General features: G+C 54.1%; 14 protein-coding genes and 8 tRNA genes. 5 read left to right on the forward strand and 17 right to left on the reverse strand.

Annotation, left to right across the window (positions count from 1 at the left end; translation table 11 throughout):
* Positions 1–90: 90 nt before the first annotated feature.
* Entirely contained in the window at positions 91–816 is a 726-nt protein-coding gene (locus BN1118_RS06955; protein ID WP_043555187.1) for a nucleoside phosphorylase, read from the reverse strand.
* Positions 813–1,535, reverse strand: coding sequence for a nicotinamide riboside transporter PnuC (gene pnuC / locus BN1118_RS06960; RefSeq protein WP_043555189.1), 723 nt, complete (start codon positions 1,533–1,535; stop codon positions 813–815). Before pnuC ends, BN1118_RS06955 begins: the two co-directional genes overlap by 4 nt.
* Positions 1,536–1,832: 297 nt before the next feature.
* Between pnuC and BN1118_RS06965 the strand changes: the two genes are divergently transcribed.
* Positions 1,833–3,665 (forward strand): SLC13 family permease, encoded by a 1,833-nt coding sequence (locus BN1118_RS06965; protein WP_043555192.1) that lies wholly within the window; start codon positions 1,833–1,835, stop codon positions 3,663–3,665.
* 185 nt (positions 3,666–3,850) lie between these two features.
* Here BN1118_RS06965 and BN1118_RS06970 read toward each other — a convergent pair.
* The 8 genes from BN1118_RS06970 to BN1118_RS07005 form a co-directional block, all read right to left on the reverse strand.
* Positions 3,851–3,934: transfer RNA gene (locus BN1118_RS06970), tRNA-Leu, on the reverse strand.
* An 8-nt stretch (positions 3,935–3,942) separates the two neighbouring features.
* A tRNA-Met gene (locus tag BN1118_RS06975) sits at positions 3,943–4,019 on the reverse strand.
* Positions 4,020–4,055: 36 nt separating this feature from the next.
* Positions 4,056–4,130 (reverse strand) — tRNA-Gln (locus BN1118_RS06980).
* Positions 4,131–4,147: 17 nt separating this feature from the next.
* Positions 4,148–4,224 (reverse strand) — tRNA-Met (locus BN1118_RS06985).
* Between the two features lie 35 nt (positions 4,225–4,259).
* Positions 4,260–4,334: transfer RNA gene (locus BN1118_RS06990), tRNA-Gln, on the reverse strand.
* Positions 4,335–4,480: 146 nt separating this feature from the next.
* Positions 4,481–4,555: transfer RNA gene (locus tag BN1118_RS06995), tRNA-Gln, on the reverse strand.
* A 47-nt stretch (positions 4,556–4,602) separates the two neighbouring features.
* Positions 4,603–4,677 (reverse strand) — tRNA-Gln (locus BN1118_RS07000).
* Positions 4,678–4,690: 13 nt separating this feature from the next.
* Positions 4,691–4,767 (reverse strand) — tRNA-Met (locus tag BN1118_RS07005).
* A 440-nt stretch (positions 4,768–5,207) separates the two neighbouring features.
* Between BN1118_RS07005 and BN1118_RS07010 the strand changes: the two genes are divergently transcribed.
* A complete protein-coding gene (locus tag BN1118_RS07010; protein WP_043555194.1) occupies positions 5,208–6,485 on the forward strand; it encodes a tyrosine-type recombinase/integrase in 1,278 nt (425 codons plus the stop codon).
* A gap of 177 nt (positions 6,486–6,662) precedes the next feature.
* Here BN1118_RS07010 and BN1118_RS07015 read toward each other — a convergent pair whose 3' ends face one another.
* Together BN1118_RS07015 and BN1118_RS07020 are read right to left on the reverse strand one after the other, a co-directional pair.
* Positions 6,663–7,262 (reverse strand): hypothetical protein, encoded by a 600-nt coding sequence (locus BN1118_RS07015; protein WP_043555195.1) that lies wholly within the window; start codon positions 7,260–7,262, stop codon positions 6,663–6,665.
* Positions 7,259–8,599 carry an AAA family ATPase gene (locus tag BN1118_RS07020; protein WP_043555197.1) on the reverse strand — a complete coding sequence of 447 codons (1,341 nt, stop codon included), beginning with the start codon at positions 8,597–8,599 and terminating at the stop codon, positions 7,259–7,261. Before BN1118_RS07020 ends, BN1118_RS07015 begins: the two co-directional genes overlap by 4 nt.
* Before the next feature lie 702 nt (positions 8,600–9,301).
* Between BN1118_RS07020 and BN1118_RS07025 the strand changes: the two genes are divergently transcribed.
* Both BN1118_RS07025 and BN1118_RS07030 read left to right on the forward strand, forming a co-directional pair.
* Positions 9,302–10,339, forward strand: a complete 1,038-nt coding sequence (locus BN1118_RS07025; RefSeq protein ID WP_043555198.1) for a nucleoid-associated protein — start codon at positions 9,302–9,304, stop codon at positions 10,337–10,339.
* The gene (locus tag BN1118_RS07030; protein ID WP_156994841.1) at positions 10,311–11,513 is read left to right on the forward strand and encodes a hypothetical protein; all 1,203 of its coding nucleotides are present in this window, start codon (positions 10,311–10,313) and stop codon (positions 11,511–11,513) included. Before BN1118_RS07025 ends, BN1118_RS07030 begins: the two co-directional genes overlap by 29 nt.
* Positions 11,514–11,846: 333 nt before the next feature.
* Here the strand turns inward: BN1118_RS07030 and BN1118_RS07035 are convergent, their stop codons facing one another.
* Positions 11,847–12,713 carry a hypothetical protein gene (locus BN1118_RS07035; RefSeq protein WP_043555202.1) on the reverse strand — a complete coding sequence of 289 codons (867 nt, stop codon included), beginning with the start codon at positions 12,711–12,713 and terminating at the stop codon, positions 11,847–11,849.
* 1 nt (position 12,714) lies between these two features.
* Positions 12,715–12,909 (reverse strand): helix-turn-helix transcriptional regulator, encoded by a 195-nt coding sequence (locus tag BN1118_RS22465; RefSeq protein WP_084214023.1) that lies wholly within the window; start codon positions 12,907–12,909, stop codon positions 12,715–12,717.
* A gap of 236 nt (positions 12,910–13,145) precedes the next feature.
* Between BN1118_RS22465 and BN1118_RS21035 the strand changes: the two genes are divergently transcribed.
* Positions 13,146–13,640 carry a hypothetical protein gene (locus BN1118_RS21035; RefSeq protein ID WP_209428859.1) on the forward strand — a complete coding sequence of 165 codons (495 nt, stop codon included), beginning with the start codon at positions 13,146–13,148 and terminating at the stop codon, positions 13,638–13,640.
* A 54-nt stretch (positions 13,641–13,694) separates the two neighbouring features.
* On the opposite strand, the gene BN1118_RS07040 is transcribed toward BN1118_RS21035, so the two are convergent.
* From BN1118_RS07040 to BN1118_RS07050, 3 genes are all read right to left on the reverse strand, one after another.
* Complete coding sequence (locus BN1118_RS07040; RefSeq protein ID WP_043555205.1) at positions 13,695–14,627, reverse strand: tyrosine-type recombinase/integrase; 933 nt, start codon at positions 14,625–14,627, stop codon at positions 13,695–13,697.
* A 164-nt stretch (positions 14,628–14,791) separates the two neighbouring features.
* On the reverse strand, positions 14,792–15,226 hold the full coding sequence (locus tag BN1118_RS21040) for a DUF2787 family protein (RefSeq protein ID WP_084214025.1): 435 nt from the start codon (positions 15,224–15,226) through the stop codon (positions 14,792–14,794).
* A gap of 98 nt (positions 15,227–15,324) precedes the next feature.
* Complete coding sequence (locus BN1118_RS07050) at positions 15,325–15,813, reverse strand: JAB domain-containing protein (RefSeq protein ID WP_043555208.1); 489 nt, start codon at positions 15,811–15,813, stop codon at positions 15,325–15,327.
* Positions 15,814–16,269: the final 456 nt, after the last annotated feature.

The following is a 16,269-nucleotide window of genomic DNA, read 5'->3' on the forward strand; positions in this document are numbered from 1 at the left end:
TCGAATGTGCCGGGCTTAACGTTTTGGCAGGGGCCGGCGGCGATGTCGGCCCCTGGGCTGATTCAGATCCGGGTCTGGGGTGTGGCTGGTTTATTGCGCCAGTGCATGGAGCGCGGCGGCGATGGCCAGCCGCTCGCCGGCCATCATGGCCGCTTCTGCGCTGGCGTAGTCGCTTACCCCCTGCTGCACGTCCTGCTCGAAGGCCACCACGTTGCAGAGCACGGCGGCCACCCGCACCTTGCGCAGCCGACCGACAGTGAGCAGGGAGGCCGTCTCCATGTCTGCCCCCAGAACGCCGCGTTCGTGCCAGTAGCGGCACACCGCCTGCTCGTCATCCCGGTAGAAGCTGTCGTGGGAGCGCACCAGGCCGTGCCAGTGAGGCTGGCCGCTGGCGGCGATATGGTCGAGCAGGGCGGCTTGCAGCCGAATGTCGGCGCAGGCGGGGTACTCGGGGGGCAGATAGGCCAGTGAGGCGCCATCGTGGCGCACGGCCCCCTCCACCACTATGAGATCACCCAGCGCCATCTCATGCTGCAGGGCGCCGGCGGAGCCGACCCTGACCAGCGCCCGGGCGCCCGCCTGCACCAGCTCCTCCAGCGCTATGACGGCGGAGGCGCCGCCGATGCCTGTGCTGCATACAGTGACGGGCAGCCCCTGATGATGGCCGTTGATCAGGTGAAACTCCCGGTTCTGGCCGAGCGACTCGCACCCTTGCAGCTGACTGGCGATGCGATCGACCCGGGCCGGATCGCCGCACAGCACCACCCGTTCGGCGATCTGGTCCGGGCGGCATTGCAGATGGGGCAGCAGGCTCATGCGATCACTTCCTGCTGCGGGCGTTTGGCGGCCAGCATCCAGAGGCGGGTGCCGTTGGCGGCGATGAACAGCAGGATCAGGTACTCCAGCGACATGGCGTAGACGCCCTGGGCGGCATAGACGCCGATGCTGATGATGTTGATGACCACCCAGAGGATCCAGTTCTCCACGTATTTGCGGGTCATCAGGATCTGGGCCACCACAGAGAGCACCGTCATGCTGGCATCCCAGAACGGGAAGGCGTCGGGGGAGGGCTCGGGAGTAGCCAGGCCGGCCCCGAACAGGTTGAGCAGGGCGACCGAGGTGCGTGCCAGGGTGGCGAATACGGGGTCGATAAACAGGGTCAGCAGGGCGATGGCCAGCACGCTCAGGGCGGCGGTCATCATCAGCTTGGACTTGCTCAGCCAGCGGATCTGCAGGCTGTCACCCTGCTCGTTGGCGGGGCGGGTCCAGGCGTACCAGCCGTAGACGTTGGCGCAGAAGAAGAACAGCTGCAGCATCAGCAGGCCGTAGAGCTGGATCTGGAAGAAGATGATGGCAAACAGGCTGACGTTGATGAGGCCGAACAGGTAGTTGATGGTCTTCTCCTGGCTGGCGAACCAGATGCAGGCCAAGCCGAACAGGGTGCCGATGGCTTCAATCCACGACATGGCGTAACCGCCGCCCAGCGGTATGGTCACCAGGGTGTGATTGATGCTGAACCACTCGAATATGCTCATTTTCGTTTCCTTTGAAAATTTGGAAGAAGGGGGGTTATCGGAACGGACCTATTCTAGGGGCTGCGCGGGGGCCAACGCAGGACTTTTGTCCGAGCCGGCCTGAGCCACATCAAAGAATGGATAAAGGGTGGTGGTAAAGGCTCGCCATTTTTTGCGGACCGCAGGGGGCCTCGATATGCGATGATGGCCCTTGCCCTTTATTGATATGTAACAAACCGGGGCAGAACAAGCTGTGGTCTGATGGAGTCCGCCATTTCACCCATTGTGCAGTGGCGGACATGAACGAAAGGAGCAAGTGTGAATTCCGAACTGATCTGGGTCCTCTGCATGCTGGTGGGCGCCATCTATCTGTTTATTACCAACAAGGTACGCATGGACGTAGTCGCCTTGTTGATCATCATATTGTTTGTGCTGAGCGGCACCCTGACCCTGCCGGAGGCGCTGGCGGGGTTCAGCGATCCCAACGTCATTCTGATCGCCGCCCTGTTCGTGGTGGGGGAGGGGCTGGTGCGCACCGGTATCGCCTATCAGGTGGGGGACATGCTGGTGAAGGTGGCGGGCAGCAGCGAGATCCGCATGCTGGTGCTGCTGATGGTGGCTGTCTCCCTGCTGGGGGCCGTGATGAGCAGCACAGGGGTGGTGGCCATCTTCATCCCTGTGGTGCTGAGCGTGGCGAACCGGATGGGGATCCCGGCCGGTCGCCTGATGATGCCGCTCGGCTTTGCCGGCCTCATCAGCGGCATGATGACGCTGGTGGCAACGCCGCCCAACATGGTGGTCAACAGTGAGCTGATGCGCCATGGCATCCAGGGTTTCGGCTTCTTCGGGTTCACCCCCATGGGGCTGATCATCCTGGTGATGGGCATCATCTACATGCTGCTGATGCGGGGCTCCCTGGTGCGTGAAGGGGAGGAGGGAAAAGGCAAGCAGGCGGGGCGCAGCACAATGCGCGACCTCATCCGCGATTACCGGCTGGCCGGGCGGGCCCGCCGGCTGGCGATCCGGTCCGACTCCCCCCTGATAGGCCAGACCCTGGACGAGTTGCAATTGCGGGCCCGTTATGGTGCCAACGTCATCGGGGTGGAGCGCTGGCGCAAGTTTCGGCGGGTGATGGTGACCGTCTCCGGCGTCACCGAGTTCCAGGCCAAGGACGTGCTGCTGATCGACATGTCCGACCCCGAGGTGGATGTGCGAGAGTTCTGCAGCGAGGCACGGCTAGAGCCCATGATACTGCGTGGGGAGTATTTCTCCGATCAGGCGCGGGAGGTGGGCATGGCCGAGGTGTCGCTCATCCCCGAATCCCGCCTGCTGGGCAAGAGCATTCGCGAGGTGGCCTTTCGCTCCCACTACGGTCTGAGCGTGGTGGGGATCCGCCGTGACGGCGAGGCGCTGACCGGCAAGCTGGTGGATGACCCCTTGCAGATGGGCGACTCCCTGCTGGTGGTGGGCAACTGGAGCCTGATCCGCCTGCTGCAGACCCACAGCCGTGACTTCCTGTTGCTGGGCCTGCCCGCCGAGGTGGACGAGATGGCGCCGGCTCGCAGCCAGGCCATCCACGCCCTTATCTGTCTCGGGGTCATGGTGGTGCTGATGGTGACGGATCCCGTACCCAACGTCATCGCGGCGCTGGTGGCCTGCCTGCTGATGGGCAAGTTCCGCTGCATCGACATGGAGAGTGCCTACAAGTCCATCCACTGGCCCACCCTGATCCTGATCGTCGGCATGCTGCCCTTTGCCCTGGCGCTGCAGAAGACCGGCGGGGTGGACCTGATTGTCGGCGGTCTGATCGCGGCCGTCGGTGAGATGGGCCCTCGCGTGATGCTGGCCAGCCTGTTTGCCCTGTGCGCCCTGATCGGGCTCTTCATCTCCAATACCGCGACGGCTGTGCTGATGGCACCCATTGCGCTGGGAACGGCCCAGCAGATGGGGATCTCCCCCTATCCCTTTGCCATGACCATCGCCATCGCGGCCTCGGCGGCCTTCATGACGCCGGTCTCGTCACCGGTCAATACTCTGGTGCTTGGGCCCGGCAATTACAAGTTCGTGGATTTCGTGCGCATTGGCGTGCCCTTCACCCTGCTGGTGATGGTGGTGAGCGTCATCGCCATCCCCTGGTTCTTCCCGTTCTGACTGGTTTGATTCAGGGAAAAGAGAGACAAGCGGCCTGCGGGCCGCTTTTTTGTCGCTCCGCATGAGCCTGGGTGGCAGCAGAGCGAGAGGGAAGTGAGGCAGAGATAGGTTGGCAAGGGGGATAGAGGGCGAAAAACGGGCACAAAAAAACCAGCCTGAGCTGGTCTGTTTGGTACTGCTATTAATGGTGCGGAAGGAGAGACTCGAACTCTCACGCCTAGGGCGCCAGAACCTAAATCTGGTGCGTCTACCAATTTCGCCACTTCCGCAATATTAATGGTGGCTATGACGGGATTCGAACCTGTGACCCTCGCATTATGAGTGCGATGCTCTAACCAACTGAGCTACATAGCCGTCTTGTCACCAATATCATTGCTGACAAGTCAAAAATGGCTGGGGTACTAGGATTCGAACCTAGGAATGGCGAGATCAAAACCCGCTGCCTTACCGCTTGGCGATACCCCAACTGAACAACTGCAAAATGGTGGCTATGACGGGATTCGAACCTGTGACCCTCGCATTATGAGTGCGATGCTCTAACCAACTGAGCTACATAGCCGTCTTGTATGCGACAGGGTCGTCTACAAGTAAAAATGGCTGGGGTACTAGGATTCGAACCTAGGGATGGCGAGATCAAAACCCGCTGCCTTACCGCTTGGCGATACCCCAACAGTGCTCCTTAACAGTCACGGAGACTGGCAAAGAACGTTTAAACATTGCTGTGGTACTAGGAAACGAACCTATGCACGTTGACGAGATCGAAACCTCTTACGTTTACCACAGCTATCACCGACGAGGTCGATGAAAAGCAATAATGGCTGGGGTACTAGGATTCGAACCTAGGGATGGCGAGATCAAAACCCGCTGCCTTACCGCTTGGCGATACCCCAACAGCGCTCCTCGACAGTCATGTGACTGGTCAAAGAACTTTTAAAAATGGCTGGGGTACTAGGATTCGAACCTAGGGATGGCGAGATCAAAACCCGCTGCCTTACCGCTTGGCGATACCCCAACTGAACAATTAATGGTGGCTATGACGGGATTCGAACCTGTGACCCTCGCATTATGAGTGCGATGCTCTAACCAACTGAGCTACATAGCCAACCGTGCTTCCAGTGAGTCGTTGCCTCGTCACTGTGCGGGCCGAATTATGCGTATCTGGCTCTGGGGCGTCAACCCTTTTTTTGCCAGAAAAACCGAATTTGGGTGCGTTTGGCGAGTTATTGGTCGCTGTCGTGCAAAAGCCCAACAATCTGGTTTTTTTTACGACATTTGCCGGAAGATACGGCGTTCTGCCAGATAAAAGAGAGGCCAGCAAATGCTGGCCTCTCATGGGATTAGACGTTGAACAGGAAGTTGGGTGGTAGCGAGTCTCACACCATATCGTGGTATATCTGTATTGCTATTAAAATTGTTTAAAATCAAATGTATCCATTCATTTCAGTCTCATTGAAAATCAGCTAGAATCACTTAAGCCACGTTTTTTGTGTACGCAGTTGTGTACCCAAAAACAGTTGGGTACACAGCTTGAATAAGGGGGCGATGGTGGCGCTTAAGACTGATCGGGAAATAGCCAGTTTGAAAGCTGAAGAAGGGCAGCGTTTAGTGATTGCCGTTGCGAGCGGCGCAGGTGGTGGCTTGTGTATCGAAGCTCGCGGTGGTGGGCGATCGAAAACATGGCTTTACCGCTATCGCCTCAATAGTAAGGCTCGAAAATTCACATTAGGCACTTATCCTGCTATGAGCTTGGCCGTCGCTCGTGCCGAGCACGGTAAGGCTGTTGCGATGGTCAAGGTTGGGGAAGATCCTGCCGCAGCAGCCAGAGCCGCCAAGGTGAAACGCTCGGTCATGCCGAGCTTTGATGCCTTCTTTGAAGAGTGGCTGGCATGGAAGCAAGTCGCCAAGCCTGCGCGGGAATCTACCGTTGAAGCCTACTGCCATGCTTACAGCCTTTATATAAGCAAAGGGATCGGTAGCCTGTTACTAAAAGACGTGACTCGCGCCGTGCTATTTGCTCATCTATCCAAGGTTAGGGGACGTAGCATTCAGGCCGCACGTAAAGGACTGACCATCTGTGCCCAGATGCTTGACCATGCAGTAAACCTTGAGCTGATCGAATTGAATCCCGCCCGCACCATCAAACCGTCAACGATTGGGGCTGATACCCCACCACCACGCCAACGTTGGTTGTGTCGTGAAGAGGTTGCCGCCTTTTGGCAAGGGTTATCAGAAGGGGGATATCACCCCGCACAGTCAAACTGTTTACGTTTGATTTTGCTGACTGGTGTACGTCGTGGTGAGGCCACAGGCATGACTTGGGATCAGATCACGGGCAACAAGTGGGTGATCCCGGCTAGCAATGCCAAGAATGGCAAAGAACACACGGTCCTCCTTCATCCGCTGGCATTGGAGATCATCGCATATCAACGAGCCCTAAGCAGTGGCAGTTCTTGGGTATTCGAGGCTATTCGTGAGCATGAAGCAGGGCAGGGTCACATTGATGGCAACGCTTTGCGCTGGGTTATTAATAAAGTGCGAGCCCTTCATCTGCCGCAAAGCGACCCCTTCACCATCCACGATCTGCGCCGTACCTTTGCCAGCGGCTGTGCCGAATACTTGGATGCTAATGAAAGCGTAATCGAGTTGGCGCTTAATCACTGCAAGCGGGATCGGCTTGTAGCGACCTATCAGGCTGGTAAGCGAGCTGAGCAGGTGGCGCGATTATTTCAATCATGGGGTGATTTTGTCCAAGTGCTGACGCAACCGGAACCCACCAAGCGGGATAATGTGGTAACGGTGAACTTTGGGGGACGTGGGTGATGCGTGGGAGTACCCATTCTTCCTTCCACAGATAGAATTTTCCTGTGGACGCTGTCACTCACCACTAATCAGCATCTTCAATCAGAATCGTTGGATCAAAATGGGGGCTCATTGGCCCCCGGTGTACGCATCACAGTGCTGTATTCTAAATAAACTGCCCCCGTCTGGTTTGCTAGCTCACTCCTGCCTAGTTGCATTCTGCTTTTCCACAGCCAGTGCAATCAGGGGGGCGACATCGTGCAATCCACCCAGAGTCAGCTTGCCTTGCTGGTACATTTGGTACCATTGACGGCGTTGTCGTAGAATCCGTTCATCATCACGTAAATGGAGACGGATCAGGGTTTGCTCTGCCAGCCTGCGCCACGGCTCGGGCACCTGCTCCGGCACCATCACCAGTTGCAGCGAAGGCAACAGCACCTCAAACCACCCCGTGCTCACGTCCAGTGGGTCAAGAATCTCTACCGCCTTGTTTTTGCTGCTGTTGATCCAACCAGATGCATATCGGTAATTGGCCCATTCATAGGCTAGGAATTCATAGACATCGACGGGCAGGAAGTGATCCACAGTACCGACCGGCTCATGCATGGCACTGTAGGCACATAGATTGCGATAGGCGTCGGCCAGCTGGGGTTTGAATGGACTCCAGTAATCTCTGGGACGAACCCCCGGCTTGCGACTTGTCTTGGGATGATCCAGCAACCATTGCAGCCCCGCCTGGCTGCATTTCGCGTCAAATTCGGTGGGCTCGGCTAGCCTCGTCTTGTCGATCTCGATCATGCGTGCCCCTTGGAGCTGCTACCAGGGACCTGTTGCGTCTCGACTAACCAGCGGGGCCAAAACTCATCATGCCCTGCCAGCACTCGCAGCAGCTCCTTATGGATGGCAGCCTGGGTCTTGAGATTGCTGGGCAAAGCCGATTTATCGCCTCGCATCCACGCCTCTGCCGCCTCGATGGCACGCTCTGCATCGATAGAACGCGCCTGCCGCAGACCGAAGGCATCAGACACCAACCAGTTCACCACATCCCCCTGCTTGGCCCAGAGCTCCTTCGTGACACAAGCTTGCCCGTTGTCCAATTGGATGTTGAACACGGCATCCTTGGCCTCATCAAACTCCGGCTCTACCGATGCCAACACCAAGGGGGAATGGGTTGCCACGATCAATTGCACTGGCACCTTCTTGCCGGTCAGCGCCTGCATCACCCGCAGCAACGCAGGCACGACCCGCCGTTGCCATTGCGGGTGCAGGTGGCACTCGATCTCATCGACCAGAAAGATGATCTCCTTGGCCTGTTTGCGACCCGTCTGCTCGCAGGCCAACTGATGTTCACGCCAAGTCCAGACCAACAGATAGGCCAGTGCGGCTATGCGCCGCATTCCAGCCGAAGCATGCACCAGCGCCACATCCTGGCCATAGGACATTCGTAGAGAAGGATAATCCTTGACGTCCAGACCGAGGCGCACCGGCTGTCCTGGCACCAGTTGTTCGTCGTCCGATGCCGACAAAGCCTCCAGCACCTTGCAGAGATCGGCAAAGGCTGGTTCCTGACCCTTCTGCCACAGCACCCAATCGTGGATTAGACCATTGCAATAGCGGATGCCGCCGGGCCCTTCCAGTCCGTTCCACACCTGCTCCGGCGTAAAGTTGAAGGCCCGCGCCCGCTCGGCGCTCTCTGCCCATTGACCACCCGTTTGCCACGTTTTTTCGGAAGACCAGGTTTGTCCACCGCCATCCCCCTGCCAGTAGTTGCGCGCCGGATCCCAAGCCGAGAAGCTGCCATCGACCCCGGCATAGATCACCACACCCGGAATGGCGGGCCGCCCTTGCTTGGTGGTCCACTGCTGCTCGCTGCGCTTGAAGCTGCTGGTTTCGGCAAAATCACCCGGCGTGGACTTGCTGTAGGCATAGCTAATAGAGCTCTTTGCCTTGCCCTTGGGCGGAATCACCGCTATGCCCCGCGCCCAAGTGCGGGTCAGCGTCCACCAGGCTATGTCGAGCAAAAAGCTCTTACCTAGGCCATTATTGCCGGTAATGAAGTTGAGTCGGGGGGCAAAGTCAACGGGCCCGAAGGCGTCAGCGGGACCAACCCCGGTGAGCGATAGGCTTTTCAGCATAACTGACCTCTGTGATAGAACAGCGGCTCGGCGCTACCGAGCCCAGAAATTGAAAGTCACCAAATTGGCTAAGGACATCTATGTCGTGGCGCATTTCTCGCCCACTTTGAATAGCTGTGACAAAATCTGACTGAGTGCGATAATTAGCCTACCACGAGTAGCGCCACCTGCCGAAAGCTGCTCCTCCCATTACCTTCCTTCTCCTATGCGAGCTTACATTTCAGATAGACGAATTCTTGGAGGTAACTCAGATCGTCCCGAGTGTGAAGATGAAGCATCAATCACACCGCTATTCGACCTGCACCGTCAGCGGCAGATTCCGCAACTCACGGATCCCCTTGTAGTTTTTGACTGACAGACCAACAATCATGAACGGCCCTCCTATATCGGAAATTACAATTAGACACGGAGACCGCCTTGTTGCGTTAGGCGGTCTCCGTATTCCCAAGCTTTAGGCTGCCGCAGTTGGCCGGAGATCAGACGAGGCAGTGGCAACAGCACACAAGCAACAACGCCGCCAGTAGGTAACAAGCTATCGAGTTTATACAAGTGGGCCTTGTGGGACTACTGGGTTAATCACATCAAACCATCGTTTCCAAGGCATGCGATCAATCCTGATGAGAGTATTTGTGATGAGTTTAATAGTTGGAGCGTGGCATCCATAGTACTCTTCTGCATCTTTCGTGGCAGGGAAAATGATGGATGCAGCTAGAAATTCACCATGCGATTATTCACAAGCTCGATAAAACCGAAGGCAACCCCTCTACGCTTGGATTGGCTCCCAGAGTTTTGCCAACGGACGATGAACCATTGCAACAGTTGGTGAGTGACGTTCACTCTGTATACAGCAGCAGGCAGAGCAAGAGCTATGGCGTGTTCGACTCTGAACTCACCAACGTATCAGCAGAACCGCATCTACAACGCTTGCGTGATGAAAATGATGCCGATTTTTACCAGATCTCCATCGCCTTGATGCAAGTCCTTAAGTCCCGGGCTGATGAGCGAAATTTCGTTGGCGGGCATGTACTGATGTTTGATTATACCGTCAGCAGCTACCGTTGGTTTGTGGTCTCGCTAGTCAGCAGTGCCCCAGGAGCCATGGTTGATGAAAACTACAAGGTGGTGACTGCACCGCATTTGGATGTCGCCGGTATTCGCTTTGCCGGACGTGTCAACTTTGTCCAATGGCAGCAAAACGAACAACGCTACATCAGCTTTTTAAGCGGTAAAGGAGCTGAGATTTCACAGTATTTTCAAAAATTTCTTGGATGTTTAGCCCCGCAAAAAGATCTCGAAGATACCAAGAACCTTGTCAAAGTCGTTAAACAATTTGCAACCGCTCAGAATCTGGATGACAGCTCCCGAGAACGCCTGCTTACAGAGGTCAATCGCTTTGCCATGGAGAAGGCTGACAGCAAGGAGCCACTGATCTTGGGCGAATTGGCCAACAGAGTATGGCCAACATCGCCAGAGGATCTGAACACCGCATTTGCCGAAGCAGACCCCCCTATCTCCGATGGCTTCGTACCACGTAAACGTGGACTTGATGGACTGGTTCGCTTCAAGGCGAAAACAACAAAATGGGCTCTGGAGTTCGAGCGGGAGGTTATCCAGAATCAAACGATAACTGTCGACCCAGATGAACGCACGCTTATCATTAAGGATTTACCCGATGATTTCTTGGCTCGCTACAAGCATGAGTTTTTAACCGATGCCAGCACGGATGATCCCACTAAATGAACTGGTGGCATTGTTCCGACAGATGCCTGACCGTAGATGGGACAATGGGCGTCTGTGTGGAAACCTGCGTGTTCCTGATCAGAAAACAGCTGAATTGCTTCAAGACTTGCTGTCAGAAGAGCGGGCTGACGAGTACCCATGCGAAGTCGCTGAGGGAGACCCTGACAGGGTCCGCATTAGCGATTCGTTTGAGCTTTTTTTTCGCTCTCCACGCAGTGGCATCGGTCTCATCGTTCCAGACCTTAACACCCTGTTACGTAATGAGCAGATAGCGCTTGGTTTCAAGTCTATTCCCTGGTACGTGTTGGAGCGGGACGAGGCAAGCTGGGAGCATGAAGGTGAGATCCCGGGCCGGTTGAAGATCGTTCATCAGCTAGTAAAAGTGCTGGAAGGCACGGCCTCTATCGTCGATGAGCGCAATGCTCGGCTCGTTTTCTTACGAGATGGCCAACTGGATATACCGCTCTCGTTTGATAGTCAATCCTTGCTGGCTCTAGATATAAAGCTGGCAACGGAGCTGATCGGACTACTTGCAGCCCAAGATGGCCATACCAAACAGCGCCATGAAATCGGTGCGACGGCCATCTGCGACATGCTGTCCAAACTTCCCAAAGAACAGCGGTTTTCAACCTTGCTGGGCAACATAGCCGAACTCCACCAACGATTTATTGATGGCTACAAACTGTTTGCAGCTTCGTTCTCTTTCGAAAAGGTTCGTGATCAAGCGGAGTCCATAAAGCTTGAATATTTGGGCAAAATCCACAAAACCTTTTCAGATATTCAGGGGCAGCTTCTGGGGATCCCAGTCTCTACCATTGTCGTTGCTACACAGTTCAAAGACGTAACGTCGCTTACCGAGTCAGCAAGAATGGGGCAGATGTGGCTCAATGTTGCGATCCTCGCCGGAGCATGTATTTTTTGCATTTTACTGACCTGTGCTGTGCTCAACCAAAAACACACGTTAGATGCGCTTGAACAAGAAATCGAACGCCACAAAAAATCGCTTGAGAGTGATCATGCAGACCTCAAAGATCGTTTGGGAGATGTTTTCCAAAAGTTGACCGATAGAGCGTGGATACACCGCGTTGGGCTATGTGTGGTCTTGGTCGTCTGCTGGGGCGCTTTTAGTATTGGTTGCATAGTTTTCTGGATGCTCACCAAAGCAGCCTTCTGAAACAGCTCACGCCTTTCCAATGAGGCTCGAATGGACTCCTCTTGGTGAGCGTCAAACTGATAGCAGGCGGCTGCTTGTAGCTGATAGTGCCACTGGCCATAAGGGCCGCAATGAACCGAGGCACATGCCTGCAACGTTGAATCTGTGAAGTGACCTTTATGAATCATATCTGGCCGTAGCTTCTACAGATGCACGGACATAGGGAAACAGGAGCAGTGTTGATACACCAATATAGATATATATACCCATATAGTGTACCAACAGTAGGGCTACGTACGACGGCAGGCTTATGGACAACCTGCCTTATGGACAAAATAGCTTATGGACAGGATCCTATTTCCGGCGCTTTCTTACTCCTGCTGTAAAAGTTAGACCTGTAAAACCAATCTCATCCTGTTTGCACAGGGCCTGAGCCAGTTGCGCCGGAGGGAGGCGATACTTGCGTGTCCCCCGCTCACCTTTCCCATTCTCGTATGATCGAAGTTCTTGCCACATCCCCTTGAAGCAGTACGTCACCTGCTCATCAAAGTTCTCCAGTTCTTGTACTAGTACCGGGCGACTCACAATCCCTGGCCTGGTCCGCATATTTTTATCCTTCCTCATTGCCTTCCTTAGAGCTTGGAGAGGTAGCCTCTCATTCGGAACCAATAAGTGCAGATGCGGCATCCAGTGTTGGATATCAACGTGGAAATCCAGCTCGAACCCACCAACAATTTTCCCTTTAAACCCGGCCCTCTTGATCATCTTGTATACCCGTTCCTTGAACCGACTGTAGTTCCAGGCAGGGAGTTCATCTTGTTCCAGCATTGCGTCGTAGTAGATCAGCGTGACGACCTTGTAGGTTTGCTTCTTTTTCCGTAGGCCCTCCAATTCAGCCAGTTTACGCAGCCTGTGCAGGCGGAAGCATTGAGGGCATGCTGCGCTACCACATAGGCTCTCTGCCGTACAGGACTTGAGCTTGCGCCGTACCTTGCGCCAGGCTTTTAGTGTCTCTTTAATCTCAGGTGTCAGCTTCCGGTTGCCATCTACCATTTGCAGCACTGCCTTGGTGATCGCCTTGATCCGGTACTGCCGCTCCTCTTCTGCTTTTTCACGGGTTTCAAACCCAGGAATGCGCTTGGCTAGCTTCTCCAGCTTGTTTTCTTCTTCTTCAGTCAGGTACTGATTTAGTCCTCTGACTTTCTTGGTGATCCCGGACATGTCAGCATCCTCCCTTCTGGAGGCGCGAAGCGATCCATTCGTCAACTTCACTTTCTAGCCATGCAACCGCCCGGCTACCAGTTAATGATCTGGGACGTGGGAAGCTCCCTTGTCCGATCATCCGATAGAGGGTGGCGCGGCTCACCGCACAGCGATCCAGAACGGCCCGAATTTTCATCAATTTCATTACTTTCATGTCTGCGCACCTTTAGGCAGTTGTTAGGAGCGCTCCATTTACAGGCATCAAAAAAGGCCACTAACTGAAACACAAAACGGGCTCTGGCAGCACGATAGATGCCTCTAGAGTGGTGATCTATTGAAAAATGTCGGGCCGACTTTGTGTATTGATCGTCGGCCCGACTTGATTAAGGTCTGTCGGCCCGACATGATGGAGTGGTTTCGATGTGAGCGAATATGTACCGAGAGGATGCTATGTCAGAGAAAGCAAAGTTGAGTCGCCAACAGCAGTCTGCACACAAGAGGAAAGAAGCGGGGTTAACACAGGTGAAGGTTTATCTGGATCAAGCAACACTAGAGTTGCTTGAGCTACTGCAAACAAATGTGATGGGTGGGGAAGTAAAGGGGGATGAACGAAATCTGTCACGAAGCTCAGCAGTTATTGCCAGCATCCATACCTTGGCACGTAGAAGATTAGAGGAGGATGTTGTTGCTCGGATTATGACTGCACATCTGGGGGAAGATTATCCTGAGAAAGAAGCATGTGATGCACCTTCATCTTTCATGTTACGGGCAATCATCAATCGGCTCTACGTGAACTGTCGAACTGGAGCGCACAATCGCCGGTTGGCGTCTGTTGCGGAAGATATGAACTCAATGAGGTTCAGAAATACGAAGGGGGGCGATGGCCGCTGGTCTTCCAGAGATATTCCCCGGTATGTCAGTAGTGACCTCCGGCTTGAGCATTAGTATTTCGCGCAACTCGGCAACGGGGGAGAGCAAGGCCTAAAGGGTTCCCTCTGATCACCAACAGGTAAAGCCCCTGGAGGTACGCTCAACGACCCCCTGACCCCGGCAATCATAGCGGGTGGTTGTGGACACATCCGCGTGACCGGCCAGTTGGCGCACGATATTGAGGTCAGCGCCTTGCTCCAACAACTGAGTGATAAACGTCCGGCGCAAATCGTGGGGAGTGAAATAGCCTATGTCCGCGATCGCTCTTAGTTGCATCAATACACCGGTCAGACCCGTTTTCGTCAGAGGTTGGGTGCCGGGACGGTCAGCACGGCTGATACGAGTAAATAACGGGCCAGTGTGATCACCTCGCACCTTCAACCAGCTCACCAGTTGCTTACGAACTTTTCCAGCCAAATGAATATCCCTGTTTTTACGCCCCTTTCCTTGTCTGACATGCAAGATACCCTGGGGAATATCAACATCATCTATATCCAAGGACACCAGTTCTCCTGCTCGTAACCCAGCGCCACAGAGCAGCAGTAAGATAGCTTTGTCACGCTGGCACCGAGCGACGGAAAAATCCCCTGCGGCGTTCAGCATGGACCTGATCTCCACTTTGGTCAGTGCCCGGCCTTGCCGCTTAGCATCGCCGCTGACCCGCTTGATAGTCTTAATCGTCGTCAACGATGTTGCATCCAGCAGACCCAGATTGAAGGCGGTATTGGCCACCGATTTCAGGGCGGACAGTGCCATATTGATCGTAGCTACGGCATACCCTTGATCCATCAACGATGCTCGCACTTGCATCACTGCTCCATAGTCCAGAGTGTGCCACGGATAGGTAGCGATATTGCCGTCATTGTTTAGCAGGGTGGTGCAGCACTTCAATTGACTCTGCATGCCTTTGCGCCCCGCTGGTGAGAGGGTGCTCAACCAGAGGAGTGCCGGATTAATGCGGGCTGCGTCGGTGGATACCTCATGTTTGGAAAGGGGAGCCATCGTATTACCTCAGATTCATTCAGAAGGATAGGGTCAGCAGCCTGCCGCATTACCAACCGGCGGCAGGGCACATGTTCATCATTGCGGGAAGAAGCTAGTGGCTAGCTGGATGAAGAGAGCCAGATCTTTTCCCTGACCTATTTCTGATAAAGGATCCCATCTGGTCACCGGTATTCCCACTGTACGCTGATGGTATAGACCCCACCGGCGTGATAACTAAGGAAGTTTGTTTCCCACAGTCTGTAGAGTTCGCGACTTTCCCGCAGTGATAGATCTCCCGTCAGATTGAACCAGACATAACCTTGAGACCAACTGATATCGATGATCTTTTCCAGCTCTGGATATACTTGCCCGACATAACCAAAGTCGGTGGCATAATCGAGACACCATGTATCGCCTTGATTAACCAACCGGATTTCGACGGGGTGATATCCGCCTCGGTCTGGGCCATAATCTGGATCACGGAAATTAAGAGTTACGGCAACTACAGGGGGTGTATTGGCCGAGCTATTCCCTGTTTCTTTAATCAGCATCTTGAGCAATTTCTGGGTAACGGGCAGCACCAAGCCTGCCGGTTGAACAATGGCATTAATTTTCATGGGTAAACCTCAAAATCTATACTGTAGTAATGAGATAGGGACTGCGACTAAACGGTAGCTTTATCTTTGTGTGGATAATGTGTATTAAACCAAGTAACTCAGAGCAGCCCGTGTTCTGCAAAAGAGTAGACGCCATCACCCCCGATAATCATGTGATCGGGAATGCGAATATCGATAAGTGTAAGTGCATCAGTGAGCATCTTTGTGAGCTGAATATCAGCCTGACTGGGGGCTGATTCGCCGCTTGGGTGGTTATGCACCAGTATTACAGCGGCTGCGTTGTGGGTTAGAGCACGTTTAAGTAATTCACGTGGATACACCATTGCCTGATTTAGGGTACCAGTAAACAGAGTTTCGTAGGCAAGAATGTGATGCTGTTGAGAAAGAAATATTACGGCAAAGCATTCCCGTGTTTCTGGAGCTAGTTTCATCACCAGCCACTGACGTACATCGTTCGGCGAGGAAATTTTACGCCGATTGCGAAATTGCCGTGACAATAAAATATGTGCAAACCTAATAATTTCCTCACGGGATACAGGCTCAGTAGTCTGGTACAGTCCATTCTTATCACTGGCGATAAAAGCCATGATATGTCTCCTTATTGGATGATTCAGAATTCTCGTTCAACAAAATATATGGCATCAGGTAACAGTGTATGACGCTTAAAATATTGCTGCACAGAGAAAGTATTTTTGCGTTGACTGAGTATTCCCAGACTATCGAACAGAAACAGGCGTGTTGAATCCGTTCTAATGATTACCGACCAGTGCCATGTCGTACCTAGGATGACTATGCGTTGAGCTTGATTTTCTGCTGATTGTAGCCAGTCACTAATTTCGTGAAGTATCTTGTGAGTGCGCACGGTGTGATAACGAAAAGGGGTGTGGAAATGAAGAGGATAATGGTGGGCATAATATCCTTTTAGTAGGACGTCGCTTATTAGGTGGTCCATCTGCTCTTCATCAAGTCCGAGTGTCAGGAGATCGAATAAGTCCCATCGTTGCTTGTAGCTACTTAGCAGGTGGTACATCAATTTTTTTCGC

The organism is Aeromonas bestiarum (genome assembly GCF_000819745.1).
GTDB classification, from domain to species: Bacteria; Pseudomonadota; Gammaproteobacteria; order Enterobacterales; family Aeromonadaceae; genus Aeromonas; species Aeromonas bestiarum.